Annotated in this window: 19 protein-coding genes; 9 read left to right on the top strand and 10 right to left on the bottom strand. The window is 70.3% G+C overall.

Annotated features, from left to right (window positions below; genetic code table 11):
• Positions 1 to 4 precede the first annotated feature (4 nt).
• From BFN33_RS29130 to BFN33_RS29105, 6 genes are all read right to left on the bottom strand, one after another.
• Positions 5 to 1,774: a branched-chain amino acid ABC transporter permease gene (locus BFN33_RS29130; protein ID WP_069763282.1), complete on the bottom strand. Its 1,770-nt coding sequence runs from the start codon at positions 1,772 to 1,774 to the stop codon at positions 5 to 7.
• A gap of 5 nt (positions 1,775 to 1,779) precedes the next feature.
• On the bottom strand, positions 1,780 to 2,709 hold the full coding sequence (locus BFN33_RS29125; protein WP_069763119.1) for a branched-chain amino acid ABC transporter permease: 930 nt from the start codon (positions 2,707 to 2,709) through the stop codon (positions 1,780 to 1,782).
• Positions 2,710 to 2,842: 133 nt separating this feature from the next.
• Positions 2,843 to 4,069: a branched-chain amino acid ABC transporter substrate-binding protein gene (locus tag BFN33_RS29120; RefSeq protein WP_069763118.1), complete on the bottom strand. Its 1,227-nt coding sequence runs from the start codon at positions 4,067 to 4,069 to the stop codon at positions 2,843 to 2,845.
• Between the two features lie 226 nt (positions 4,070 to 4,295).
• The gene (locus tag BFN33_RS29115) at positions 4,296 to 4,982 is read right to left on the bottom strand and encodes a hypothetical protein (RefSeq protein WP_069763117.1); all 687 of its coding nucleotides are present in this window, start codon (positions 4,980 to 4,982) and stop codon (positions 4,296 to 4,298) included.
• Between the two features lie 153 nt (positions 4,983 to 5,135).
• Complete coding sequence (locus BFN33_RS29110; protein WP_069763116.1) at positions 5,136 to 5,597, bottom strand: PaaI family thioesterase; 462 nt, start codon at positions 5,595 to 5,597, stop codon at positions 5,136 to 5,138.
• A gap of 53 nt (positions 5,598 to 5,650) precedes the next feature.
• A complete protein-coding gene (locus BFN33_RS29105) occupies positions 5,651 to 7,930 on the bottom strand; it encodes an FdhF/YdeP family oxidoreductase (protein WP_069763115.1) in 2,280 nt (759 codons plus the stop codon).
• Between the two features lie 168 nt (positions 7,931 to 8,098).
• Here BFN33_RS29105 and polA point away from each other — a divergent pair, with 168 nt between their 5' ends.
• The gene (polA, locus tag BFN33_RS29100) at positions 8,099 to 10,828 is read left to right on the top strand and encodes a DNA polymerase I (RefSeq protein ID WP_069763114.1); all 2,730 of its coding nucleotides are present in this window, start codon (positions 8,099 to 8,101) and stop codon (positions 10,826 to 10,828) included.
• Positions 10,829 to 11,787: 959 nt separating this feature from the next.
• Here polA and BFN33_RS29095 read toward each other — a convergent pair.
• Positions 11,788 to 12,633, bottom strand: a complete 846-nt coding sequence (locus BFN33_RS29095; protein WP_069763113.1) for a DUF4184 family protein — start codon at positions 12,631 to 12,633, stop codon at positions 11,788 to 11,790.
• A 307-nt stretch (positions 12,634 to 12,940) separates the two neighbouring features.
• Here BFN33_RS29095 and BFN33_RS29090 point away from each other — a divergent pair, with 307 nt between their 5' ends.
• From BFN33_RS29090 to BFN33_RS29085, 3 genes are all read left to right on the top strand, one after another.
• Positions 12,941 to 14,677: a lytic transglycosylase domain-containing protein gene (locus BFN33_RS29090; protein ID WP_069763112.1), complete on the top strand. Its 1,737-nt coding sequence runs from the start codon at positions 12,941 to 12,943 to the stop codon at positions 14,675 to 14,677.
• A gap of 144 nt (positions 14,678 to 14,821) precedes the next feature.
• A complete protein-coding gene (locus tag BFN33_RS52085) occupies positions 14,822 to 14,956 on the top strand; it encodes an SPW_0924 family protein (protein WP_107488004.1) in 135 nt (44 codons plus the stop codon).
• Between the two features lie 15 nt (positions 14,957 to 14,971).
• Complete coding sequence (locus tag BFN33_RS29085) at positions 14,972 to 15,958, top strand: DUF3068 domain-containing protein (RefSeq protein ID WP_069763111.1); 987 nt, start codon at positions 14,972 to 14,974, stop codon at positions 15,956 to 15,958.
• Here the strand turns inward: BFN33_RS29085 and hrpB are convergent.
• Positions 15,948 to 18,425, bottom strand: a complete 2,478-nt coding sequence (gene hrpB, locus BFN33_RS29080; protein WP_069763110.1) for an ATP-dependent helicase HrpB — start codon at positions 18,423 to 18,425, stop codon at positions 15,948 to 15,950. The genes BFN33_RS29085 and hrpB overlap by 11 nt on opposite strands.
• Before the next feature lie 31 nt (positions 18,426 to 18,456).
• A complete protein-coding gene (locus tag BFN33_RS29075) occupies positions 18,457 to 19,350 on the bottom strand; it encodes a class I SAM-dependent methyltransferase (protein ID WP_079141054.1) in 894 nt (297 codons plus the stop codon).
• Positions 19,351 to 19,665: 315 nt separating this feature from the next.
• Here BFN33_RS29075 and rpsA point away from each other — a divergent pair, with 315 nt between their 5' ends.
• From rpsA to BFN33_RS29055, 4 genes are all read left to right on the top strand, one after another.
• Positions 19,666 to 21,177: a 30S ribosomal protein S1 gene (rpsA, locus tag BFN33_RS29070; protein ID WP_069763109.1), complete on the top strand. Its 1,512-nt coding sequence runs from the start codon at positions 19,666 to 19,668 to the stop codon at positions 21,175 to 21,177.
• A 239-nt stretch (positions 21,178 to 21,416) separates the two neighbouring features.
• Complete coding sequence (locus BFN33_RS29065; protein WP_069763108.1) at positions 21,417 to 22,355, top strand: PAC2 family protein; 939 nt, start codon at positions 21,417 to 21,419, stop codon at positions 22,353 to 22,355.
• Between the two features lie 69 nt (positions 22,356 to 22,424).
• Positions 22,425 to 23,042: a dephospho-CoA kinase gene (gene coaE / locus BFN33_RS29060; protein ID WP_069763107.1), complete on the top strand. Its 618-nt coding sequence runs from the start codon at positions 22,425 to 22,427 to the stop codon at positions 23,040 to 23,042.
• A 50-nt stretch (positions 23,043 to 23,092) separates the two neighbouring features.
• On the top strand, positions 23,093 to 23,473 hold the full coding sequence (locus BFN33_RS29055) for a M48 family metallopeptidase (protein WP_069763106.1): 381 nt from the start codon (positions 23,093 to 23,095) through the stop codon (positions 23,471 to 23,473).
• A gap of 10 nt (positions 23,474 to 23,483) precedes the next feature.
• On the opposite strand, the gene BFN33_RS29050 is transcribed toward BFN33_RS29055, so the two are convergent.
• Complete coding sequence (locus BFN33_RS29050) at positions 23,484 to 23,750, bottom strand: DUF6343 family protein (protein ID WP_176742489.1); 267 nt, start codon at positions 23,748 to 23,750, stop codon at positions 23,484 to 23,486.
• Positions 23,751 to 23,826: 76 nt separating this feature from the next.
• Here BFN33_RS29050 and BFN33_RS29045 point away from each other — a divergent pair, with 76 nt between their 5' ends.
• On the top strand, positions 23,827 to 24,726 hold the full coding sequence (locus tag BFN33_RS29045; protein ID WP_069763104.1) for an acyltransferase domain-containing protein: 900 nt from the start codon (positions 23,827 to 23,829) through the stop codon (positions 24,724 to 24,726).
• The last annotated feature ends 83 nt before the right edge of the window (positions 24,727 to 24,809 follow it).

Below are 24,809 nucleotides of genomic sequence, written 5' to 3'. Positions count from 1 at the left end.
GTGCTCACGCCCCCGCCTTGGTGACGGCGGCCGGTTCGCCGGACAGCGTCGTTTGTTCTGGTATGTCGAGTTGGCCGGTCTCGTGGAATTCGAGTTGGTTGCGGCGGTTGGCGATGATGCCTTCGGGGCGGAAGCGCATCAGCAGGATGAGGGCGATGCCGAAGGCCAGCAGCGACTTGTCCTGGAGGAAGACGAGCTTCTCCGGGAGCAGGTAGAGCAGGGCGGCGCCGAGGATGGGGCCGGCGACCGTGCCCATGCCGCCGAGGACGACCGCGGCGAGCAGGAAGGCGGAGTTGGGGGGTGTGGAGCCGGCGAACTGGTACGGCGTCGGGACGACGCTGTAGGTGACGTGGGCGCTGACGGTGCCGGCGAGGCCGGCGAGGGTGGCGCCGAGGGCGAAGGCGACGAGTTTGACGCGGAAGCCGTTGATGCCCATGGCGGTCGCGGCGGTCTCGTCCTCGCGGATGGCGATCCAGGAGCGGCCGATGCGGGAGTCGGCGGCTCGGGTGTAGACCAGGACCACGATGGCCATGATCAGCACCATGAGGAGGTAGTAGTTGGCGAAGCGGCCGAGGGTGAAGCCGGCGACGTCGTGGGCTTGGCCGAGGTTGAACCCGAGGAGATTGAGGTCGGGGATGGCCGGGATGCCGTTGGGGCCGTTGGTGAGGTCGGGCCCGGACTGGCCGTCCATGTTGTTGACGGAGATGCGGAAGATCTCTCCGAAGCCGAGGGTGACGATGGCGAGGTAGTCGCCGCGCAGTCGCAGGGTGGGGGCGCCGATGAGGACGCCGAAGACGAGCGATGCGGCGGCGCCGGTGATGGCGGCGGCCCAGAAGGGGAAGTGGACGCCGGAGAAGCGGGAGAACTCGGAGCCGGAGACGAGGGCGGCGGTGTAGGCGCCGACGCCGAGGAAGGCGACGTATCCGAGGTCGAGGAGGCCCGCGAGGCCGACGACGATGTTGAGGCCCAGGGCGACGGTCCCGAAGATCAGGATGTTGACGCCGATGTTGGCGTAGTGGTCGTTGCTCTGGGTGAAGGGGAACGCGATCGCGGCGGCGAAGCCCATGGCGAGCGTGAAGCTGCGGTTGCGGGCGACGATCCGGGAGAAGCGGTCGTTGAGGCCTGCGGTGTGCAGGGCCCAGACGCCGAAGACGACGACGATGAGGAAGCCGACGAAGAGTTCGCCGTACTCGGTGTCGATGCCGTAGGTGAAGACGGCGAGTCCGACGATCGTGGCGATGGTGATGATCGCGCGCTCGAGCCAGGGGCTGAGGGGCTGGGCGGGGGGGATGCCGTCGGGCTTGGCGAGGTACGCCTTGAGGTTCTCCTTGGCGCTCGCGGTGCGAGGCTCGGGGAGGGCGAAGGCGCCGATGACGGGCAGGAGGGAGGCGATGGCCGCGACCCAGCCGCCGGGCTCGAGGTTGGCGAGTCCGCCGAGTTCGGCGGCGATCGAGACGATCGTGTACCAGGTGACGCCGAAGGCGCCGAGGGCGGTGAGCACCAGGGGTGCGTTGTTGCGGGCGGGTATGAGGCCGCCGAGGCCGCGTATGCCGTAGGACGAGAGGGCGAACACGGTGGTGAGGATGCCGGCGATGAAGGTCAGCCATTGGAGGCCGCCGGGGTAGCCGCTGATGGTGAGGTCGCCGGGGAACTCGCTGGTCCAGGTCCAGGCGAGGAAGGCGGAGGCGGCGGTGGCGATGCCTCCGGCGAGGAGGAGTGCGCGGGCCGCGGCGAGGGGGAGCGGGATCAGGCCGCGAGTGGTGGTGTCGGTCATCGTGATCACGCCCTGTCCGCTACGCGTTCACCGAGCAGGCCTTGTGGCCTGACGAGGAGGACGATGATGAGCAGGCAGAAGGCCCAGACGTCCTTCCAGGAGCCGCCGCCGAAGAGGTGCATGCCGGGGATGTCGTCGATGTAGGCGGAGGCGAGGGTCTCGGCGACGCCGAGGACGAGGCCGCCGAGCATGGCGCCGTAGATGTTGCCGATGCCGCCGAGGACGGCTGCGGTGAAGGCCTTGAGGCCCATCAGGAAGCCCATGCGGTAGTCGATGCTGCCGTACTTGAGGCCGTAGGCGACGGCGGCGACGGCGGCGAAGAACCCGCCGATGGCGAAGGCGATGACGATGATGCGGTTGGTGTCGATGCCCATGAGCTGTGCGGTGTCCGGGTCCTGGGCGGTGGCCTGCATGGCGCGGCCGGTGCGGGACTTGCGGACGAAGAAGGCGAGGGCGGACATGCAGACGATGGCGGCGACCACGAGGAAGATGTCGGCGTCCTTGATGGTGACGGAGCCTATGTCGTGGGTGCCGTCGAGGCCGGGGAAGGCGACGGCGCGGTCGGCGTGGGGGTAGAAGTTGCGGACGACTTCCTGGAGGGCCAGGGAGAGACCGATCGCGGTGATGAGCGGTGCGAGCCGTGGGGCTCCGCGCAGGGGCCGGTAGGCGAACCGTTCCGCTCCGACGGCGATGAGGATGGCGACTATTCCGCCGCCTATCAGCATCAGGGGGACGGCGATGGCCATAGAGGTGCCGTCGGGCAAGAGGTAGAAGTAGACCGTGAAGGCGCCGAAGGCGCCGGTCATGAAGATCTCGCCGTGCGCGAAGTTGATGAGCTGGACGATGCCGTACACCATCGTGTAGCCGATGGCGATCAGCCCGTACATCGAGCCCAGAAGCAGCCCGTTGGCCAGCTGCTGCGGCAGGGTGTTCACCGCGTGGCCTCCATTGTCGCTGGTGGTCGTGTGCACATATCGCGTGCTGGGGTGGGGTGTGGCAAGGGCCGCGCGGTCGGGGTCCCCTCCCGCGCGGCCCGTCGTGGTGTTGCTGTGCGCTGCTGGGCCTGGACTAGCCGAGGTCGGCGGTGCCGGTCTTCACAGCCTTCCACGCACCCTTGGTGACCTGGTACACGGTGAGCTGCTTGTTGGTGGTGTCGCCGTACTGGTCGAAGGCGACCTTGCCGGAGATGCCTTCGAAGTCGGACTTCTGGACGGCGTCGACGACGGAGGAGCGCAGGGCGTTGATGTCGCTGGGGACCTTGCCGCTGTTGGCGTCGACGGCGGCCTTCACTGCCTTGATGATGGCGGTGGTGGCGTCGTAGGAGTACGCGCCGTAGGCGCCGTAGTCACCCTTGTAGCCCTTGGACTTGTACGTCTCGATGAACGTCTTGGCGGCGGGCAGGGTGTCGGCGGGGACGCCGACGGCGGTGGCGAGGTCGCCCTCGGAGGCGGTGCCCGCGGTCTCGATGTAGGTGGAGGCGAACATGCCGTCGCCGCCGAACAGCGGGATCTTGACGCCGCCGCCCTTGAGCTGCTTGGTGATCAGCGAGGACTCGTCGTACTGGCCGCCGTAGTAGAGCAGGTCGGCGCCGGAGTTCTTGACCTTGGTGACGAGGGAACCGAAGTCCTTGTCGCCGGTGTTGACGTGGTCGGTGCCGACGACGGTGCCGCCGAGCTTCTTGAACTGCTCGTTGAAGATCTTCGCGAGGCCGGCGCCGTAGGTCTGCTTGTCGTCGACGACGAAGACCTTCTTCTTCTTGAGGCCGTTGTACGCGTAGTCGGCGGCGAAGCTGCCCTGGAGCTCGTCGGTGGTGGCGGTGCGGAAGTACGTCTTGTACGGACGCTTCTTGGCCGTCTGCCAGTTCTTGCCCTGGGTCAGCTCGGGGTTGGTGTTCGAGGGGGAGATCTGCACCATGTTGGCCGAGGCGAACACCTGCTGCATCGTCTGCGCGACGCCGGAGTTCAGCGGGCCGACGGCGCCGACGGCGGTCTTGTCACCGGTGATCGTGGTGGCGTTGGACTGGCCGGTGGCGGGCTGCGCCTTGTCGTCGTAGGCCTTCAGCTTGAAGGTGACGCCGGGGACGAGCTTGTTCTTGTTGGCATCGTCGACGGCGATCTGGGCGCCGTACTGGATGCCGAGACCCGTGGTGGAGTTCTCGCCGGAGAGCGGGGCGTCCACGCCGATCGTCAGGGTCGTGCCACCTCCGCCTTCGCTGTCGCCACCCTTGTCGTCTCGGGAGCCGCAGGCGGTGAGCGTCAGAGCTCCAGTCGCGAAGACGGAGGTCAGTATCACCATGGAACGTCGCACAATCAGTCCTTTCCGCAGGCACACGCGCCCTTGTGGGTGCGGCCTTGTGCCGCGCTGGTACCGAACTCCCGATGGAGCGGTGACTGGCCGTGACTCTAAGCCCGGTTTGCAGGCAGGGCATCGCTGTGCGCTGGCTTGTGACTTTCTTGTTATGACGGGGTGGATGGCGCGCTTCCGCGGAGGGGGCTCTCAGCCGGTTTGGCGGAATTTCCCCTCAGTCCGCATTTTGAGAACCTGCACTTCCGCTTGGCCGTCCGGCCTGTGACGCCGTTGTCGTGGCGCAGGCGCCTCGAAGGAGCTTGAAAAGGTCGTGGGAGTAGGCCCGGCCGAAGATGAAACTGTGGTGCTGTATTGCGCGCGTGTTACGGAGCGTCACGTCAAGAAATGGTAGGGCTGCATTCAGCGGGAGACCCGAACAGTCGGAAACCGATATCTCCACGGTGACGCGGCGGGTCGTGCCGGCGTGCGCGGTGAAGGTCTCGGGCAGGGCGTGGGCGGTGAGGCCGGTGAAGGCGGCGCCGGTGACCCGGAGGGTGACGGGGGGTCCGCTGCGGACGTCGACGGCGAAGCGGAAGAGGCCGCTGGTGGGGTGGGTTCCGGTGGGTTCGGGGAGTCCGGCGGGTCCGAGGTACCGCCAGGCGGTGACGTTGGCGGGCCAGGGCACGGGGGTGTCCGGGACGGCGGTGCGGTTCTCGTCGGCCAGGAGGCGGGCGAGGAGGACGCCGGCCGCGAGCAGGGTGAACGCGGCCGTTCCCAGAGCCGCTTGGCGGGCCCTGGGCGACAGCTTCTCCCACCACGATGTCCAACGGTCCGTCAGACGTGCCTCGTCGGTGCCGATGACGTCGTGATTCTCCCCTGCCTGCGGTGAGTTGACGGGCTCGACGGGGCCGGTACCGGTCATGCGAGAACGGTAGGGGTGCCGGGGTCTCGTGCCCAGTCGGTGTGCGCCCTGGGGCCTGTCCGGCGGATCGCGCCGACGACGACTTCGCTCGAGCGGGAGGGGCCTCACCGATCGGGCACCGTTGCTCGAAGTCGGCCTGATCCGCCGGAGGCTCTAGCGGCCGGGGGCGTCCCGCAGCAGGCAGGTGAGCCGGGCGGTGCAGACGCGTCGGCCCTCCTCGTCGCTGATGACGATCTCGTACGTCGCGGTGGAGCGTCCGCGGTGCACCGGTGTGGCGACTCCGGTGACCAGCCCGGAGCGGGCTCCCCGGTGGTGTGTGCAGTTGAGGTCCACTCCGACCGCGATCTTCGAGCTCCCGGCGTGCAGCATGGAGCCGACGGAGCCCAGGGTCTCGGCGAGCACGGCCGAGGCGCCTCCGTGCAGCAGTCCGTACGGCTGGGTGTTGCCCTCGACCGGCATGGTGCCGACGACCCGTTCCGCTGAGGCCTCGACGATCTGCACGCCCATGCGGGTGCCCAGGTGGCCGGCCGAGAACATGGCGACGAGGTCGACGCCGAGCGCCGCGTACTCGTCGATGACCTCTTGGGGAAACGTGGCGTGCTGCTGCTCACCCATGGGGCGGGCTCCGTTCGTCCTGGTCGCTACGACTGCCTGCGCTGAGCAAACGCTCAGTCGGTCGCCGATTGTTCCAGACGTACGACGACGGACTTGCTGGCCGGGGTGTTGCTGGTGTCGGCGGTGGCGTCCAGCGGCACCAGGACATTGGTCTCGGGGTAGTAGGCGGCCGCGCATCCCCGGGCGGTCGGGTAGTGCACGACCCGGAATCCGGGTGCCCGCCGCTCCACGCCGTCCTTCCACTCGCTGACGAGGTCGACGTAGGAGCCGTCGGTGAGCCGGAGTCTGTCGGCGTCCTCGGGGTTGACCAGGACGACCCGGCGGCCGTTCTTGATGCCCCGGTAGCGGTCGTCGAGGCCGTAGATCGTGGTGTTGTACTGGTCGTGCGAGCGCAGCGTCTGCAGCAGCAGCCGGCCCTCGGGCAGTTCGGGGTACTCGACGGGCGCGGCGGTGAAGTTGGCCTTGCCGGTGGCGGTGGGGAAGCGGCGCTCGTCGCGCGGGGCGTGCGGCAGGGTGAAGCCGCCGGGGCGGGCCACGCGCGCGTTGAAGTCCTCGAAGCCGGGGATCACTCGGGCGATGCGGTCGCGGATGGTGGCGTAGTCCTTCTCGAACTCCTCCCACGGCACCCGGCTCTTCTCGCCGAGCACGCGCCGTGCCAGCCGGCACACGATGGCGGGCTCGGACAGCAGTTGTCGGCTCGCGGGTTCGAGGCGGCCGTGGGAGGCGTGCACCATGCCCATGGAGTCCTCGACGGTCACGAACTGCTCGCCGCTGCCCTGGAGGTCGCGCTCGGTGCGGCCGAGTGTGGGCAGGATCAGGGCACGCGCGCCCGTGACCGCGTGCGAGCGGTTGAGCTTGGTCGACACGTGCACGGTCAGCCGGGCGCGCCGCATGGCGGCCTCGGTGACGTCGGTGTCGGGGGAGGCGGAGACGAAGTTGCCGCCCATGGCGAAGAAGACCTTGGCCTCGCCGTCGCGCAGGGCGCGGATGGCGCGCACGACGTCGAAGCCGTGCTCGCGTGGCGGGGCGAAGCCGAACTCCTTCTCCAGGGCGTCCAGGAAGGCGGGCGCGGGGCGCTCGAAGATGCCCATGGTGCGGTCGCCCTGGACGTTGGAGTGGCCGCGGACCGGGCAGACGCCGGCGCCGGGGCGGCCGATGTTGCCGCGCAGGAGGAGGAAGTTGACGACCTCGCGGATGGTCGGCACGGAGTGCTTGTGCTGGGTGAGGCCCATGGCCCAGCAGACGATGGTCCGCTCGGAGGCGAGGACCATGGAGAGGGTTTCCTCGATCTCCTCGCGGGACAGACCGGTCGCGGTGAGCGTGTCGTCCCAGTCGGCGGCGCGGGCGGCCTCGGCGAACTCCTCGTAGCCGTGGGTGTGTTCGCGGACGAAGGCCTCGTCGACGGCGCCCTGCGTCTCCAGTATCAGTTTGTTGAGGAGGCGGAAGAGGGCCTGGTCGCCGCCGATGCGGATCTGCAGGAACAGGTCGGTGAGCGCGGCGCCCTTGAGCATGCCCTGGGGGGTCTGCGGGTTCTTGAAGCGCTCCAGGCCGGCCTCGGGCAGCGGGTTGACGCTGATGATTTTCGCGCCGTTCGCCTTGGCCTTCTCCAGGGCGGAGAGCATGCGGGGGTGGTTGGTCCCCGGGTTCTGTCCGGCGACGATGATCAGGTCGGCCTGGTAGAGGTCGTCGAGCAGGACGCTGCCCTTGCCGATGCCGATGGTCTCGCTGAGCGCCGAACCGGACGACTCGTGGCACATGTTGGAGCAGTCCGGCAGGTTGTTCGTGCCGAGCTCGCGGGCGAAGAGCTGGTAGAGGAACGCGGCCTCGTTGCTGGTGCGGCCCGAGGTGTAGAAGACGGACTCGTCGGGGGAGTCGAGGGCGGCGATCTCCTCGGCGATGATGTCGAAGGCGCGCTCCCAGGTCACCGGCTCGTAGTGGGTGCCGCCCTCGGGGACGTACATGGGGTGGGTGAGCCGCCCCTGCTGACCCAGCCAGTAGCCGCTCCTGGTCGCGAGGTCGGCGACGGGGTGCGCGGCGAAGAACTCCGGGGTGATCCGGCGCAGGGTGGCTTCCTCGGCGACCGCCTTCGCGCCGTTCTCGCAGAACTCCGCGGCGTGCCGGTGGTCGGGCTCGGGCCAGGCGCAGCCCGGGCAGTCGAAGCCGTCCTTCTGGTTGACGCGCAGCAGGGTCAGCGCGGTGCGCTTCACGCCCATCTGCTGCTGGGCGATCCGCAGGGTGTGGCCGATGGCCGGGAGGCCGGCCGCCGCGTGCTTGGGTTCGGTGACCTGTGGAGCGTCCTGAACCGGATCACCCTTGGGCGGCTTCGTGGCCATCGGACTCTCTCCTTCGCACACACATGTGAGGTACGTCTCCGATCCTCGCACGCGCCGGTGACAACGGTGTTTGCCGGGCCTGCAGGGAGCCGCGGCAGAGCTTGCGCCTTCCGTGCCCTCGGCGGCGAGCGGGTCTGAGTGTCAGTGGGGCGTGGCAGGATCGGGGGCGTGGCAGAGACAGCAGCGAAGAAGACCGACACCAGCCCCGGCGGCAGCCGCCCGCGTCTGATGCTCATGGACGGGCACTCGCTGGCCTATCGCGCGTTCTTCGCGCTGCCCGCGGAGAACTTCACCACCGCGACCGGCCAGCCGACGAACGCGATCTACGGCTTCGCGTCGATGCTGGCGAACACCCTGCGCGACGAGGCCCCCACCCACTTCGCGGTGGCCTTCGACGTGTCCCGCAAGACGTGGCGTTCCGAGGAGTTCACGGAGTACAAGGCCAACCGCTCCAAGACCCCCGACGAGTTCAAGGGCCAGGTCGAGCTGATCGGTGAGCTCCTCGACGCGATGCACGTCTCGCGCTTCGCGATCGACGGCTTCGAGGCCGACGACGTCATCGCCACGCTCGCCACGCAGGCCGAGGCCGAGGGCTTCGACGTGCTGATCGTCACCGGTGACCGCGACTCCTTCCAGCTGGTCACCGACCACACCACCGTGCTCTACCCGACGAAGGGCGTCTCGGAGCTGACCCGGTTCACCCCGGAGAAGGTCTTCGAGAAGTACGGCTTGACGCCCGCCCAGTACCCCGACTTCGCGGCCCTGCGCGGCGACCCGTCCGACAACCTCCCCGGCATCCCCGGCGTCGGCGAGAAGACCGCCGCGAAGTGGATCAACCAGTTCGGTTCGTTCGCGGAGCTGTGCGAGCGCGTCGAGGAGGTCAAGGGCAAGGCCGGGCAGAACCTCCGCGACCACCTGGAGGCAGTCAAGCTCAACCGCCGCCTCACCGAGATGGTGCGCACGGTGGAGCTCCCGAAGGCGGTCACCGACCTGGAGCGAGCTCCGTACGACCGCAAGACCCTCGCGATGATCCTCGACACCCTGGAGATCAGGAACCCCTCCCTGCGGGAGCGGCTCCTGGCCGTCGACCCGGGCGCCGAGGAGGCGGAGGGCACCCCGGTCGTCGCGCCCGGCGTGGAGCTGGACGGCACGGTGCTCGGCACCGGCGAGCTGGCCGGCTGGCTCGCCGAGCACGGCGCACAGCAGCCCCTGGGTCTGGCCACCGTCGACACCTGGGGTCTCGGGACCGGCTCGGTCGCCGAGGTCGCGCTCGCCGCGTCCGGTGGTGCGGCCGCCTGGTTCGACCCGTCCCAGCTGGACGAGGCCGACGAGCGGGCCTGGGTCGCCTGGCTCGCCGACGCCGGCCGGCCCAAGGTCCTGCACAACGCCAAGGGCGCCATGCGGGTCTTCGCCGAGCACGACTGGAGCGTCGCCGGTGTCGGCATGGACACCGCGCTCGCCGCGTACCTGGTCAAGCCGGGGCGCCGGTCCTTCGACCTGGACGCGCTGTCGCTGGAGTACCTGGGCCGGGAGCTGGCGCCCCCGGCCGCGGCCGACGGGCAGCTCGCCTTCGGCACGGACGACGGGGCCGAGGCCGAGGCGCTGATGGTCCAGGCGCGGGCCGTGCTCGATCTGGGCTCGGCCTTCGAGGGCCGCCTGCAGGAGGTCGGGGCCGCGGATCTGCTGCGGGACATGGAGCTGCCCACCTCCGCGTTGCTGGCTCGCATGGAGCGGCACGGCATCGCGGCCGACCGGGCCCACCTCGAGGCCATGGAGCAGATGTTCGCGGGCGCGGTCCAGCAGGCCGTGAAGGAGGCGCACGCGGCGGCCGGGCACGAGTTCAACCTCGGCTCGCCCAAGCAGCTCCAGGAGGTCCTCTTCGGGGAGCTGGGCCTGCCGAAGACGAAGAAGACGAAGACCGGCTACACGACGGACGCTGATGCGCTGGCCTGGCTCGCGACCCAGACGGACAACGAACTGCCGGTGATCATGCTCCGGCACCGTGAGCAGGCCAAGCTGCGGGTGACCGTCGAGGGGCTGATCAAGACGATCGCCGCGGACGGGCGTATCCATACGACGTTCAACCAGACGGTCGCGGCGACGGGCCGACTGTCGTCCACGGATCCGAACCTCCAGAACATCCCGGTCCGTACGGACGAGGGGCGGGCGATCCGGCGCGGGTTCGTGGTGGGGGAGGGCTTCGAGTCCCTCATGACCGCGGACTACAGCCAGATCGAGCTGCGGGTGATGGCCCACCTGTCCGAGGACGAGGGGCTCATCGAGGCGTTCACCTCGGGGGAGGACCTGCACACGACCGCCGCCTCGCAGGTGTTCGGCGTGGAGCCCGGTGGGGTCGACGCGGAGATGCGCCGGAAGATCAAGGCGATGTCGTACGGGCTGGCGTACGGGTTGTCCGCGTTCGGGCTCTCGCAGCAGCTGAACATCGACGCGGGGGAGGCCCGCGCCCTCATGGACGCGTACTTCGAGCGGTTCGGCGGGGTGCGGGACTATCTGCGGCGGGCGGTCGACGAGGCCCGGGCGACGGGGTACACGGCGACGCTCTTCGGGCGCCGGCGGTATCTGCCCGACCTCAACAGCGACAACCGTCAGCGGCGTGAGGCGGCCGAGCGGATGGCTCTCAACGCGCCGATCCAGGGGACCGCGGCGGACATCGTCAAGATCGCGATGCTCAAGGTGGACGGTGCGCTGCGGGAGGCCGGCCTTGCCTCTCGGATGCTGCTCCAGGTCCACGACGAAATCGTGCTGGAGGTCGCGCCGGGGGAGCGGGAGGCGGCGGAGTCGATCGTCCGCCGGGAGATGTCCGACGCGGTGCGTCTGAACGTGCCGTTGGGTGTGTCGGTGGGGGATGGGTCGGACTGGGAGTCCGCGGCGCATTAGCCTCCGGCGGTGGGGTGGGGATTCGGTGCGGGTTCGGTGGGGGCGGGCGTTTTGCGCAGTTCCCCGCGCCCCTGGATGCCTGCGGCGGCCTGTTTCTGTGGGGGGGGGTGTGKGGTGGGTGGGGGCGGGGGTGGGGGGTGTCCGTCCTCGGTCCGGCGGCTCGGTCCCTTGAGCGGGGCTCGGCAACGGACGCCGGCCGCTGCGGGCGGACACCCCCCACCCCGGCCCCTGCGCGCCGTACGCGGCCACCGGCCCGTCGTGGCGCCCGGTACGGCGAACGGTCCGTGGTGGCGCGCGGTGCGGCGGACGGTCCGTCGTGGCGGGGGTGACTGCACCCACCTAGGGGCGCGGGGAACTGCGCGACCAGCCCCCACCGGCCTGCAGACGCACAAGGACCCGGCGAGGCTCCCCGGTAGGCGCCGCGTCCCAGCCCAGCGCAGTTGCCCGCGGGGAGCTGCGCGACCAGCCCCCACCGGGTCGCAGCCGCCCGACAACCTGATCCGGCACCCCCCGTAGGCGCCCAGCTCAGCCCCGCGCACGCGGCTGTCACTCGCGTGGGTGTCACAACATCGCCCCCGACCGCACCCCCGGCCAGGATGCGCTCATGGGTATACGCATGCTCCACCGCCGGACGGCCCCCGCACAGGCGTACGCCGCCCCGGCCCCGTTCTTCGCGCAGCGTCCCGTTCCGGCCCACGCGGCTGCCGCAAGTACCGTCCGCATTCCCTTCGACCTGGCGACACTCCTGCGCCGAGTCCCGGCCCGCTTCACGGCCACCTTGCGCCATGCCGCCACAGAGCTACGGCACCGTGTCCCCCGCCGCGGCCGCGATGCCGTAGAACAAGGCCATCGGCTCTGGGCCGAGCTGGCGCTGAGTTATCTGGCCCTTGCCCTCACCCTGCTGCCGTGGTCCCGTCCGATGCCCACCATGACGGTGTTCATGGCGGCGTCGGACACCGTCAGCGAGCGAGCGGGAGGCCGGTCTCTTCCTGGGCATCGGACACCGGGGCCGGGCGCCACAGCCTGACCCCCGCGGCGTACAGCAGTATCCCGAGCACCAGGCCGGCGCCCGCGCCGAAGCACAGGGCCGGGATCAGTTCCCAGGGCTTCGCGGTGGAGCCCCAGTACGCCCACCACCGCGACGCCCGCTCGAACGCGCCCACCGTGATACACCCGCCGAGCACGACCAGAGCCCACCACCTGTCCCGCGCCGACAGCACAGGGACACCGGGCGGCGCGGCCACCCTGGGTGCCCGGCGCAGCGCGTACCCGCAGAACACGGCGATCACCACCGCGGCCAGCGCCGAACCGCCGTACTGCAGGTACCAGTACAGAGGCGACCCGGCCACCTCGCGGCCCAGGACGGGGAACAGCCGCATCCCCCACCGGTCGTGATGCGTGAACGCGTCCCACACGACATGGGTCAGTGCTCCGAGGACGGCGGAGGCGTACCAGCGCACGGCCAGTGCCGCGGTCACGCGCGCGCGTGGTGACCCGCAGCGCAGCAGCGTCGCCACCCTGCCCTGTCGCCCTCGTGGCAGCAGAGCCACCAGTGGTTCTCGCAGCAGCAGCCACAGACCCACCAGCGCCCAGGCGACGAGCACGTCGATCGTGAAGACGCCCGGGAAGGAGTGCGTGACGGTGCCGAACTCCATCGCCCCGGGCACGACACTTGCCGCGTAATAGGTCATGTCGGGAGCGAAGGATCCGGCCACGAGCACGGCCGGAACCAGTCGGCTCCGCCCGGTTCCGTCGGTGCGTACCGCGGGCAGTACCGCCGCCGCATGGCTGAGGGTGAACGGCAACAGTGCTCCTCGCGGCGGGCGTTGGCCGGGCGGCGGCCCGGATGATCGGTGCGTCCAGTATGAGCGACGCGAGCCCGCGCCGATCGAACATGGCCAACCGGTGAATATCGGGCACGAACCGGTGTCCGCGAAAAGGAAGTTGTCGTAGGGTCACACGGGTCACCGCGCTGGGGAGCTCGGTCGAACGTGCGAATCAGGAATTGCCGCGCGTCACAGGGGCAACCTCCAGGGTGGCTCGACTGTCACAACTGGACGAGAGCGACAGACGGACAAGGGCGCTCGGGCGTCCACAGGAGGGGTTCACTTTATGGCGGCGCAATTCGGCAGGAGGCTGCGCAAGGGAGCGGTGACCACCGCCGTGGCCGCGGCTGCGGTCGCGGCACTGTCCGCCTCCCAGGCTCCCGGGGTGACGGCCGACGACAACGGCAGATCCACCGCCGCCGACGCCCAGCCCTCTCCCGACGCGACCACCGGGGACAGCAGCGCCACCGGCAACTCGCCGTACTACACGGACCTGCCGCCGCTGAACACCCCGAGCCCCGCGCCGACCGACGGCACCGCCACCTCCACTCCGGTCGAGTCCGAGGCGGGCCTGCCTGCGACCGTCCTCGACGCCTACAAGAAGGCCGCGGCCGAACTCCAGGAGTCCAAGCCCGGCTGCAACCTGCCCTGGCAACTCCTCGCCGCCATCGGGCAGGTCGAGTCGGGCCAGGCCCGCGGCGGCCGCGTCGACGCCGACGGCACCACGACGTCCAAGATCCTCGGCCCGGAGCTCGACGGCAACGGCTTCGCGCTCATCAAGGACACCGACAACGGTGCCTATGACGGCAACAGCGCCTACGACTCGGCCGTCGGGCCCATGCAGTTCATCCCGTCCACCTGGGCGTGGGCCGGCCGCGACGGCAACGGCGACGGGGTGAAGGACCCGAACAACGTCTACGACGCCTCCCTTGCCGCCGGTCACTACCTGTGCCGCAACGGCTGGGACCTCTCGACCGACGGTGACCTCAACAAGGCGATCCTCAGCTACAACAACTCGCAGGCCTACCTGAACACCGTCCTGTCGTGGCTGGAGTACTACCGCAAGGGCACCTACGAGGTCCCCGACGGCACCGGCACGATGCCAGGCAACCGCAGCGACGGCAGCAGCGGCAACGGTGGCACCGGTGGCTCGTACTCCTCGCCGTCGTCGCCCTCGACGCCGCATTCGTCGAAGCCGAGCACGCCCGGCTCGCCGAGCCCGACCCCGCCGTCGACCACCCCGCCCGCGTCGGGGACCCCCACCCCGCCGGCCCCGTCGACCCCGCCCACCCCCACCCAGTCCGTGGACCACCTGGAGGACTCGGGCACTGCGAAGCTCACCGCCATGGCGGGCGACGCGTTCACCGAGCAGATCAGCACCAAGGCCGAGAACGCCGCCGGCAAGGGCGTGGCCAAGGTCCGGATCCGCTTCACGATCGTCGGCGACACCGACGCCGCCTTCACCGGCGGCGAGAAGGTCGCCACCGCTCTGACCGACAGCGCCGGTGTGGCCACCGCACCCGCGCTCAAGGCGGGCGAGACCACCGGCGCCTTCACGGTCCGCGCCGCCCTCATCGGCCGGACGGTCACCGCCCCGGACTACACGGCCACCGTCACCCAGCGCGTCGCCGACACCCTCGTGCGCACCAGCGACACCGCGCTGACCTGCACGCCGGGTGCCGAGTTCGCCGACGCGGTCCAGGTCAAGGCCACCTACAAGGACGCCGTCGCCGACAAGGTCGCCGCCACCGCCACCCTGATCAAGTCGGCCGACGACGCGACCGAGAACGACAAGGGCCCCTACTTCAAGGACGCCGACGGCAAGACCGTCCGCACCCTGACGGGCCTCACCACGGACGCCGACGGCCTGCTGAAGCTGCCGCAGCTCTACTCCGACGACACCACCGGCACCTTCGTCCTCCGCATCACCACCGCGGGCGGCGCGACGCTCGACGTGACGCTGACCGTGGCGGCCGCTGAGACCTCCGCGAGCCCGTCGCCCAGCCCCAGCGCGAGTTCGTAGCCGTCCGAGCCACTTCGAAGGGCGTCCTTTCCGCTACGGCGGAGCGGGCGCCCTTCGTCCGTGCGCGGCTGTTCTCATCTCGCCCGGCCGTTGCTACGGTGCCGGACCTGACGATGTATCAGTTCCCGTGCCCGGGAGGTGGATGTGCGCGCCCTGATCGCCGCCGCGACCGGTCTGGCCCTCGCGTTCGCGCTGGTCCTCACCATCACCGCACTCGGCACGCCGACCGGCAAGACGTCCCCGAAACCGCTGCTGACCATGGTGCCCGCACACCCGTGACCCCGGGAGGCCGAGATGCGCCGCAAGACCAGCCTGGTCCTGCTCGCCCTCGCCGTGTTCTTCGCGGCGCTGTCCCCGCTGCTGCGCTGGTACGCCTTCCCGCGCCTGGCCAAGATCCCCGCCAACCAGTACCAGGACATGGTCCTCGAGGCGAAGGACGCGACCCTCATCGACTACACCGACGGAATGAAGGCGAAGAAGGTCTCCAAGGTCACCATCGTGCAGACCCTCAAGGGCAACGTGGAGGCCTCGGAGAAGATCGAGAAGACAGCCGGGAAGGACGTCGTCGTCTGGGACGGCCTGTCCTACGTCGTGGGGCCCGACGGCAAGATGGTCTCCAGGATCCCCGAGCGCTACATCTTCGACGCCCACACCCAGGACCCCGTCCACGCCACCGGCGAGTCGGTCGACGGTGACCCCGTCAAGCGTGTCGGCATCGAGTTCAAGTGGCCCTTCCTCACCGAGAAACGGGACTACCAGTACTTCGACGCCCAGGCCCGCACCTCGGCCCCCATCCATTACAAGGGCACGCAGACCTTCCGCGGCGTCGACGTCTACTACTTCGAGCAGACCATCCCCTGGACCAAGGTGCCCTTCCCGAAGACCATGCCGGTCCAGGGCATCACCCCTGCGTCCCTCGCCAAGACCGGCACCACCCGCTGGTACACCACGGTCCGCAAGTTCTGGGTCGAACCCCTCACCGGCGCTCCCGTCTACGGCGAGGAACTCCACAAGGAGGAACTGCGCGGCGGCACTCTCCTCGGCGGCCGCGACAAGGTGACCGTCTTCGCCGGCGACGTGAAGATGCGCGAGGACTACATCAGGCACACGGTCGACCTGGTCAAGTCGAACCGCACCCTCGTCCTCCTCATGACCTCGTACCTGCCGTGGGGCTTCCTGATCCTGGGCCTCCTGCTGCTGTCGCTGTCGCTGTGGCTGGAGGCCCGCAGCCGCCGACCGGCCGCGACGAAGGTCGAGGAACCCGAACCGGTCACGGCCTGAGCCGCGCCTTGGTGTGCCGCGTCGGCTCCGCGCCCGCCGGGTCCTCGGGCCACGGATGCTTCGGATACCGGCCGCGCAGCTCCGCCCTGACGCCCTTGTAGCCGTCCTTCCAGAAGGACGCGAGATCGGCGGTGACGGCCGCGGGGCGCCCCGCGGGGGAGAGGAGATGGACGAGAAGGGGCACGCCGGCGATCCGCGGCGACTCCTGCAGTCCGAACATCTCCTGCAACTTCACCGCGAGGACGGGCTGTTCGGGGCTGCCGTAGTCGATCCGGATCCTGGACCCACTCGGTACGGCGATCCGCTCGGGCGCCAGCTCCTCCAGTCGCGTGGCCTCACCGGTGGCCCAGGGCAGGAGCCTTTGCAGGGCCTGTCCGGCGTCGATGCGCGCCAGGTCGGCCCGTCGCCGGGCACGGCTCAGCTCCGGCTCCAGCCACTCGTCCACGCGCGCGTGGAGCGCGTCCTCGGAGACCTCCGGCCACGGATCGCCGAGGTGGTGGTGCAGGAACGCGAGCCGCTGCCGCAGTACTCCGGCGTCGGGCGTCCACCGCAGCAGCCGTAGCCCTTCCTGGCGGAGCCCTTCGAGAAGGGCCTCGCGTACGAGGACGGCGTCGGCGTTTTTCAACGGCCGTGCCGTGAGCTCGATCGCCCCGAGCCGCTCCACCCGCCGTGCCACGACGTCCCCGTCGGCCCAGTGCACCTCCTGGCGCTCGGAGTGCAGGGACGCGGCCGCCGACCGGGCCGTGTCCTCGTCGATCACCGCGGCGAGCTGCACACGCGCGTGCCCCTTTCCGACGGGCCGGTCCGCCACGGCGACGGCGAGCCAGGGCGAGCCGCGCAGCGGGGAGCCGTCGGAGAGTTCGGCGCGGGTGCCGGAGGCCATCAGATAGGAGCCCGAGTCGGCTCTGGCGACCCGTTCGGGGAAGGCGAGGGCGGCGACGAGACCGTCGTTTCCGGCGGCAGCGGACTCGGTGAACTCCGCCGAGGCGGACCGCAGCCTCCGTACCTCCGTCCGCCACCGTCCCGCATAGGCGTCACCGCCCCGCCGCGCGGTCCGGACGGCGGCCGAGAGGTCGTCGCCGTACTCCCGCGGCGGCTCCTCCGACAGCAGCGCGACCGTCTCGGCGCCGGCACCCGAGGTGTCCAGCAGCGCGCGTCCCAGCCGGGGATGCAGGCCCAGACGAGCCAGGCGCACACCCCGCGCGGTCGCCCGTCCCTCGGCGTCCACCGCCCCCACGGCCGTCAGCACGCCCCGCGCGGCCGCCATCGCCCCGCCCGGTGGTGGGTCCAGAAGAGCCAGCCCGGACGCGTCCGGATCGCCCCAGCAGGCCACCTGCAACGCGAACGCCGTCAGGTCGGCCACCTTGATCTCCGGCGACGGGAAGCGCGGCAGCCGGGCGTCCTCGGCCTCCGCCCAGCACCGGTACACCGCACCCGGCGCCTCACGTCCGGCGCGGCCCGCCCGCTGGCGCCCGGCCGCCTGCGAGGCCCGTACCGTCGCCAGTGCGCTCAGCCCGCGCGCGTGGTCGACGCGCGGCTCCCGGGCGAGCCCCGAGTCGACGACCACCCGCACTCCGGGCACGGTCAGGGACGACTCGGCCACGGAGGTCGCCAGGACCACCCGCCGCCGCTCCCCGCCCGTCAGCACCGCGTCCTGCACGGCCGCCGGAGCCCGGCCGTGCACCTGGAGCACCTCCACGTCACCGAGACCGCCCAACTGGCCGGCCACGCGCGCGATCTCGCCCACCCCCGGCAGGAAGCACAGCACGTCCCCCTGCCGTTCGGACAGCGCCCGCCGTACGACCGACGCCACGTGCGTGAGCAGTGCGGGATCGACGCGCATGCCGTGCGGCGGCCGTACCGGACGGGCCGGTGGCGCCCACACGACCTCGACCGGATGCGGGACACCCGCCGCCTCGACCACGGGCGCGTCCCCCAGCAACCGGGCCCACCCCTGCGCGTCGGTCGTCGCGGACGCGGCCACCAGCCGCAGCTCCGGCCGCAGGGCCTGCCGTACGTCCCACAGAAAGGCCGCCGTCGTGTCCGCGTCCAGGTGCCGTTCGTGGCACTCGTCGAGCACCACGACGTCTACGCCCGCCAGCTCCGGGTCGCGCTGGAGCCGCTGGAGCAGCACCCCTGTCGTGACGACCTCCACGCGCGCGTGCCGTCCGACCACCCGCTCGCCGCGCACGCTGTAGCCGACGCTCCCGCCGACCTTCTCGCCCAGCAGCCACGCCATCCGCCGGGCCGCCGCGCGGGCGGCGATCCGGCGGGGCTCGGCGACGACGATCTTCCGCGCGGGTGCGTCCGAGTCCAGCAGGCCGGCGAGGGCCAGCGGCACGAGGGTCGTCTTGCCCGTGCCGGGCGGCGCGACGAGGACGGCCGTTCCGTGGCCTTCCAGGGCGTCGCGCAGCGCGGGCAGGGCACCGCGCACGGGAAGCGGGTCCAGGGCGTCGTAACGGATCACGCCCCCAGTGTCGTACGACTGCCGGTACGCCTCAGTCGCGCTCGCACACGAAGATCGCGCTCCCGGGGATCAGATTCCCGCGCAGGGGAGACCAGCCGCCCCACTCCGAGGTGTTCCAGACCGGCCACTCCGGCTCGACCAGGTCGACCAGACGGAAGCCGCCGGCGACCACGTCACGCACCCGGTCGCCGATCGTGCGGTGGTGCTCGACGTACACCGCGCGGCCCTGCTCGTCCTGTTCGACGTAGGGCGTGCGGTCGAAGTAGGAGGCGGAGACGGAAAGGCCCTCGGGGCCGGGCTCGTCCGGGAAGGCCCAGCGGATGGGGTGGGTGACCGAGAAGACGAAGCGGCCGCCCGGACGCAGGACGCGCCGCACCTCCTTCAGGACCAGTACCGGGTCGGCGACGAACGGCAGCGCGCCGTACGCCGAGCACGCCAGGTCGAACGAGGCGTCCGCGAAGGGCAGCGCGCCCGCGTCGGCGCACACCAGGGGGAAGGACGTACCGATGCGCAGGGCGTGCTGGAGCTGGCGGTGAGAGATGTCGAGGGCGACCGGGCGGGCGCCCTGTGCCGCCAGCCAGCGCGCGCACTGGGCGGCACCGGCGCCGATCTCCAGGACGTCCCGGCCCTTGAGGTCCTCGGCCGGGCCCAGCAGCTCGGCCTCCACCTCGTCGAGGCCCTCGGGGCCCCACACGAAGCGGTCGTCGCCGAGGAACGTGCCGTGCTCGACCTGGTACTCGTCCGCGTTGCGGTCCCACCAGCCCCGGTTGGCCCGGGAGCTCTCGGTGACGTCCGCGTCACGCCGGGTGGCCTGCGACTCCGCGTCCGGACCCGTCTCCTGCTGGTGTGATGCGGGCTCTTGGATGATCGGCTCCCTCGTATTAGTGTGCGGGCTCTTCCGTCCCGACCGTCGTGACGACGTCACGAATGGGACGTCGTCAGGTCCGCGTGGCCTCGTGAGACTGGTTTTCTGCCGGGAATGCGGCGATCCGCCCCGGGTGTGCGCCTTCGCGCATTGACCCTGTCCGGCTGCCCCCGTATGCTACAAGTTGCGCTGCGGGCCTGCGCTCCTCAGACGTAGCAGGCTGCGCTCGCATCTGTTGTATGTCCCCTCGGTTGTCGAGGCGCCACCAAGTGATTGTGTGGCGCTTCCTTGGCTGTCCGGCTTCTTCAGAGCGAAACAGGCTCCCGGCGTAAGCAGTACCTACGACTCACTGTCCGTACCGGAGCCCTTTCCCACATGACGAGCAGCACCGAGACCACCTCTACCACTCCGCAGGTAGCGGTCAACGACATCGGTAACGAGGAAGCCTTCCTCGCCGCGATCGACGAGACGATCAAGTACTTCAACGACGGCGACATCGTCGACGGCGTCATCGTGAAGGTCGACCGGGACGAGGTCCTGCTCGACATCGGTTACAAGACCGAAGGCGTTATCCCGAGCCGCGAGCTCTCCATCAAGCACGACGTCGACCCCAACGAGGTCGTCGCCGTGGGCGATGAGATCGAGGCCCTTGTTCTCCAGAAGGAGGACAAGGAAGGCCGCCTGATCCTCTCGAAGAAGCGCGCCCAGTACGAGCGTGCCTGGGGCACCATCGAGAAGATCAAGGAAGAAGACGGCATCGTCACCGGTACCGTCATCGAGGTCGTCAAGGGTGGTCTCATCCTCGACATCGGCCTCCGTGGCTTCCTGCCGGCCTCCCTCGTCGAGATGCGCCGCGTTCGCGACCTCCAGCCTTACGTGGGCAAGGAGCTCGAGGCCAAGATCATCGAGCTGGACAAGAACCGCAACAACGTGGTCCTGTCCCGCCGTGCCTGGCTCGAGCAGACCCAGTCCGAGGTTCGCCAGACGTTCCTCACGACCCTCCAGAAGGGTCAGGTCCGCTCCGGTGTGGTCTCCTCGATCGTCAACTTCGGTGCCTTCGTGGACCTGGGTGGCGTCGACGGACTGGTCCACGTCTCCGAGCTCTCCTGGAAGCACATCGACCACCCGTCCGAGGTTGTCGAGGTCGGCCAGGAAGTCACCGTCGAGGTTCTCGACGTCGACATGGACCGCGAGCGTGTCTCCCTGTCGCTGAAGGCGACCCAGGAAGACCCGTGGCAGCAGTTCGCCCGCACCCACCAGATCGGCCAGGTCGTGCCCGGCAAGGTCACGAAGCTGGTTCCGTTCGGTGCGTTCGTCCGCGTGGACGAGGGCATCGAGGGTCTGGTCCACATCTCCGAGCTGGCCGAGCGCCACGTGGAGATCCCGGAGCAGGTCGTCCAGGTCAACGACGAGATCTTCGTCAAGGTCATCGACATCGACCTCGAGCGCCGTCGCATCAGCCTCTCGCTGAAGCAGGCCAACGAGGCCTTCGGTGCCGACCCGGCCTCGGTCGAGTTCGACCCGACCCTGTACGGCATGGCCGCGTCGTACGACGACCAGGGCAACTACATCTACCCCGAGGGCTTCGACCCCGAGACCAACGACTGGCTCGAGGGCTACGAGACCCAGCGCGAGGCGTGGGAGCACCAGTACGCCGAGGCGCAGACCCGCTTCGAGCAGCACCAGCAGCAGGTCATCAAGTCCCGCGAGGCCGACGCGGCTGCTGCCGCCGAGGGCGGGGACGCCGCGGGTGCGGCTCCGGCCGCCGGTGGCGGCGGTGGCGGTGGCGGTTCGTACTCCTCCGAGGGTGCGGACACCTCCGGCGCGCTGGCTTCGGACGAGGCGCTTGCCGCGCTGCGCGAGAAGCTGGCCGGTGGGCAGAGCTGAACGCCCACTGAGCAGTAGCTCTTGACTGAGGGACCGTACCTTTCGGGGTGCGGTCCCTCAGTGTTTGTCCGACGGCCGGTGGGGGCTTGTGGCGCGGTTCCCGCGCCCCTGACGGGGCGCGTTGTTCCTGCCCCCTGTCATGAAAAGGGCGTAAGAGATGGCCTGATCAAGCGCTCGGGTGGGAATGCCGCTGTTCCAGGGCGCGTTGAAGCGTATGAACACGAGGAGGAGCGGTCACAGTGCTTGATCCGCAGGGTTTGTACGCATGGGAGCCCAAGGGCCTCGCCGTCGTAGACATGGCGCTCGCCCAGGAGTCGGCCGGCTTGGTCATGCTCTACCACTTCGACGGATACATCGACGCGGGCGAGACCGGCGACCAGATCGTCGACCGGCTGCTCGACTCGCTGCCGAACCAGGTCGTGGCCCGTTTCGACCACGACCGGCTCGTCGACTACCGCGCCCGCCGTCCGCTGCTCACCTTCAAGCGCGACCGCTGGACGGAGTACGAGGAGCCCACGATCGACGTGCGGCTCGTGCAGGACGCCACCGGAGCGCCCTTCCTGCTGTTGTCGGGCCCGGAGCCGGACGTGGAGTGGGAACGCTTCGCGGCGGCCGTCCAGCAGATCGTGGAGCGGCTCGGCGTCCGGCTGTCCGTGAATTTCCACGGCATCCCGATGGGCGTCCCGCACACCCGGCCCGTCGGTCTCACCCCGCACGGCAACCGTCACGACCTCGTCCCCGGTCACCGCAGCCCCTTCGACGAGGCGCAGGTGCCCGGCAGTGCCGAGGCCCTGGTCGAGTACCGGCTGATGGAGGCCGGCCACGACGTCCTGGGCGTCGCGGCGCACGTCCCGCACTACATCGCGCGCTCGCCCTACCCCGACGCGGCCCTGACCGTCCTGGAGTCCATCACGGCCGCCACCGGCATGGTGCTGCCCGGCATCGCCCACGCCCTGCGTACCGACGCCCACCGCACCCAGACCGAGATCGACCGCCAGATCCAGGAGGGCGACGAGGAGCTCGTGGCCCTCGTCCAGGGTCTCGAGCACCAGTTCGACGCGGCGGCGGGCGCGGAGACCAGGGGCAACATGCTGGCCGAGCCGGTGGACATTCCGTCGGCGGACGAGATCGGCCTGGAGTTCGAGCGCTTCCTGGCGGAACGGGAAGGCGACAACTGAGGCACGCGCCCCAGGTCTCCTTCCGTACCACCCGCACCGCCCCCGAGCGGAGCGTCTAGGCTTCCGGTCATGCTGAAGGTGGGCCTGACCGGCGGTATCGGCGCCGGCAAGAGTGAGGTGTCGAGGCTCCTCGTGGAGCACGGCGCCGTCCTGATCGACGCGGACCGCATCGCGCGCGAGGTCGTCGCGCCGGGCACGCCCGGCCTCGCCGCGGTCGTGCGGGCCTTCGGCGAGGACGTACTCGCCGAGGACGGAACCCTCGACCGCCCCAAGCTGGGCTCCATCGTCTTCTCCGACCCGGACCGGCTGGCCGTACTGAACTCGATCGTGCATCCGCTGGTGGGCGCCCGCTCCCGGGAGCTCGAATCCGCCGCGGCCGAGGACGCCGTCGTCGTCCACGACGTCCCGCTCCTCGCGGAGAACGCCCTCGCGCCGCTCTACGACCTCGTGGTCGTCGTCGACGCGAGCCCCGAGACCCAGCTAGACCGGCTCGTCAGGCTGCGCGGCATGACCGAGCAGGACGCCCGCGCGCGGATGGCCGCCCAGGCGACGCGCGAGAAGCGACTGGAGATCGCGGACGTCGTGATCGACAACGACGTACCCCTGGAAGACCTGCGGCGACGCGTACAGGAGGTATGGGGCGATCTCGTACGCCGGGCAGGCGCCTCCCGGACGTCCCAGGAATAGCGCCCCCCTGTCCGGGCGTTGAACCCTCCCAGTGAGGGAAGGACTTTGCCGTGCCCGAGACCAGCGGATCGACCGGACGTACTCCGGAGACCCATGTCATCGACTTCCGCGCAGCGGAGCAGTTGCTCTCCGCGCGGGACCCGCGGGGCGCGGTGAAGCTGCTCGACTCCGTCATCGCCGCCCACCCGGAGAACACCGCGGCCCGGCTGCTGCGCGCGCGGGCCTTCTTCGCCGCCGCGCAACTGCGGCCCGCCGAGCTGGAGTTCACCATCGTCCTGGAGCGCGAGCCGGACAACGCCTTCGCCCACTTCGCACTCGCCCGCACCTATGAGCGACAGGGCCGGCCCGACCAGGCCAGGCGTCACTTCCGGCTGGCGGCCGCGCTGGACCCGAAGCCGGAGTTCCTGAAGGCGGCACGGTTCGACAGCTGAGCGTGGCCCGCTACCTGGGCCGGCTCTCCGGCGGGCGGTACGGCGGGATGTCGGGGCCCGGCTGGTAGTGCGGGCCCTGCCGGATGTGCCGGAGGATCATCGCCGTGTCCGCGGTGATCACCAGCCACAGCACTCCGCAGGCGATCGCCCACCCGGGCCGGCCCGCCAGCGCGAACGCGACCGTACCGAAGACCGCCCAGATCAGTCCCCACACACTCAGCCAGAACCGCATCCGCAGTGCACTGCGCGCGGTCGTCGGCTCACTGCCCGTACGCATCGGGATCACCACTCCTTTCCTGCAACGTACTCTTCGGATCGGACGTTGACCAAAGGGCGAAAGAGGGGGTCACCGCGTGCTTCCGGACGCCGACGAACTGGCCGAGGTGCTGGTGGAACTCGCTGTGCCGCACGAGGACGTGGGCGAACTCGTACGGATGGGCCGACGGGTCATGGACGATCCGGAGCTGCGGCGGTTCCTGGAACACTCCGTCGACGAACTCGTCCGGGACATGGGCAGGGCCGACGACCCGGTCGTCCTGCCCGAGCTCGACTGGCCGGCCGGCGCCCTCCAGCGCTGCTTCCCCGTCTACGTGCTCGTGGCCGCGCTGCCCCACACGCGCGCGTACCACCGCTCACGCGGCATCCCGGCCGAGGTGTCCCGGCGCACCCTCGCCGACCTCGGCCGGAACATGGCCGTGCACCGCAGGCGGTACGGCAGGACGGGCGTGGCGTCACCGCGCTGGCTGACCCGGCACTCCCGGGGCGAGCTGTACCAGCTGGGGCGACTCCAGTTCGAGCGGACGCGGTACGGGCCGTGGAACAGCCGGACGCTCGCGGCCGCCGGACTCGACATCGCCCCCGGCACGCCCTGTCTGAGCCTGCACATCCCCGACTTCCTCGGCCCGCTGTCACCGGAGGCCTGCGATCGCTCGCTCGCCCTGGCCGCCGAGTTCTTCGCCCGGCACTTCGCGGAGGAGCCGTACGGTGCCGCGCTGTGCAACTCCTGGCTGCTCGACCCGCAGTTGAAGGGGTATCTGCCCGCGGACTCCAACATCGTCCGGTTCCAGGAGCGCTTCCGGCTGGCCCCCGAGGACCGGGAGCCGGAGGACGCCGAACCGGTGCAGTTCGTGTTCGGGGATCCGGAGCTGTCGGTGGAGAGCCTGCCGCGGCGGACGGCGCTGGAGCGGGCCGTCGGTGATCATCTGCGGGCCGGCGGGCACTGGTACATCGGGCACGGCTGGTTTCCCCTGTAGTCCAGATCCTTTGCCGCTCGGTCCTCTGCTGCTCGGTTTTCTGCAGCGCGGGCCCTTCAGGTCGCGGTGGTTCCCTCTGTAAC

The sequence above is a fragment of the Streptomyces sp. LUP47B genome, assembly GCF_001746295.1.
Lineage (GTDB): Bacteria > Actinomycetota > Actinomycetes > Streptomycetales > Streptomycetaceae > Streptomyces.
This window is presented reverse-complemented; position numbering and strand designations above follow the sequence as displayed.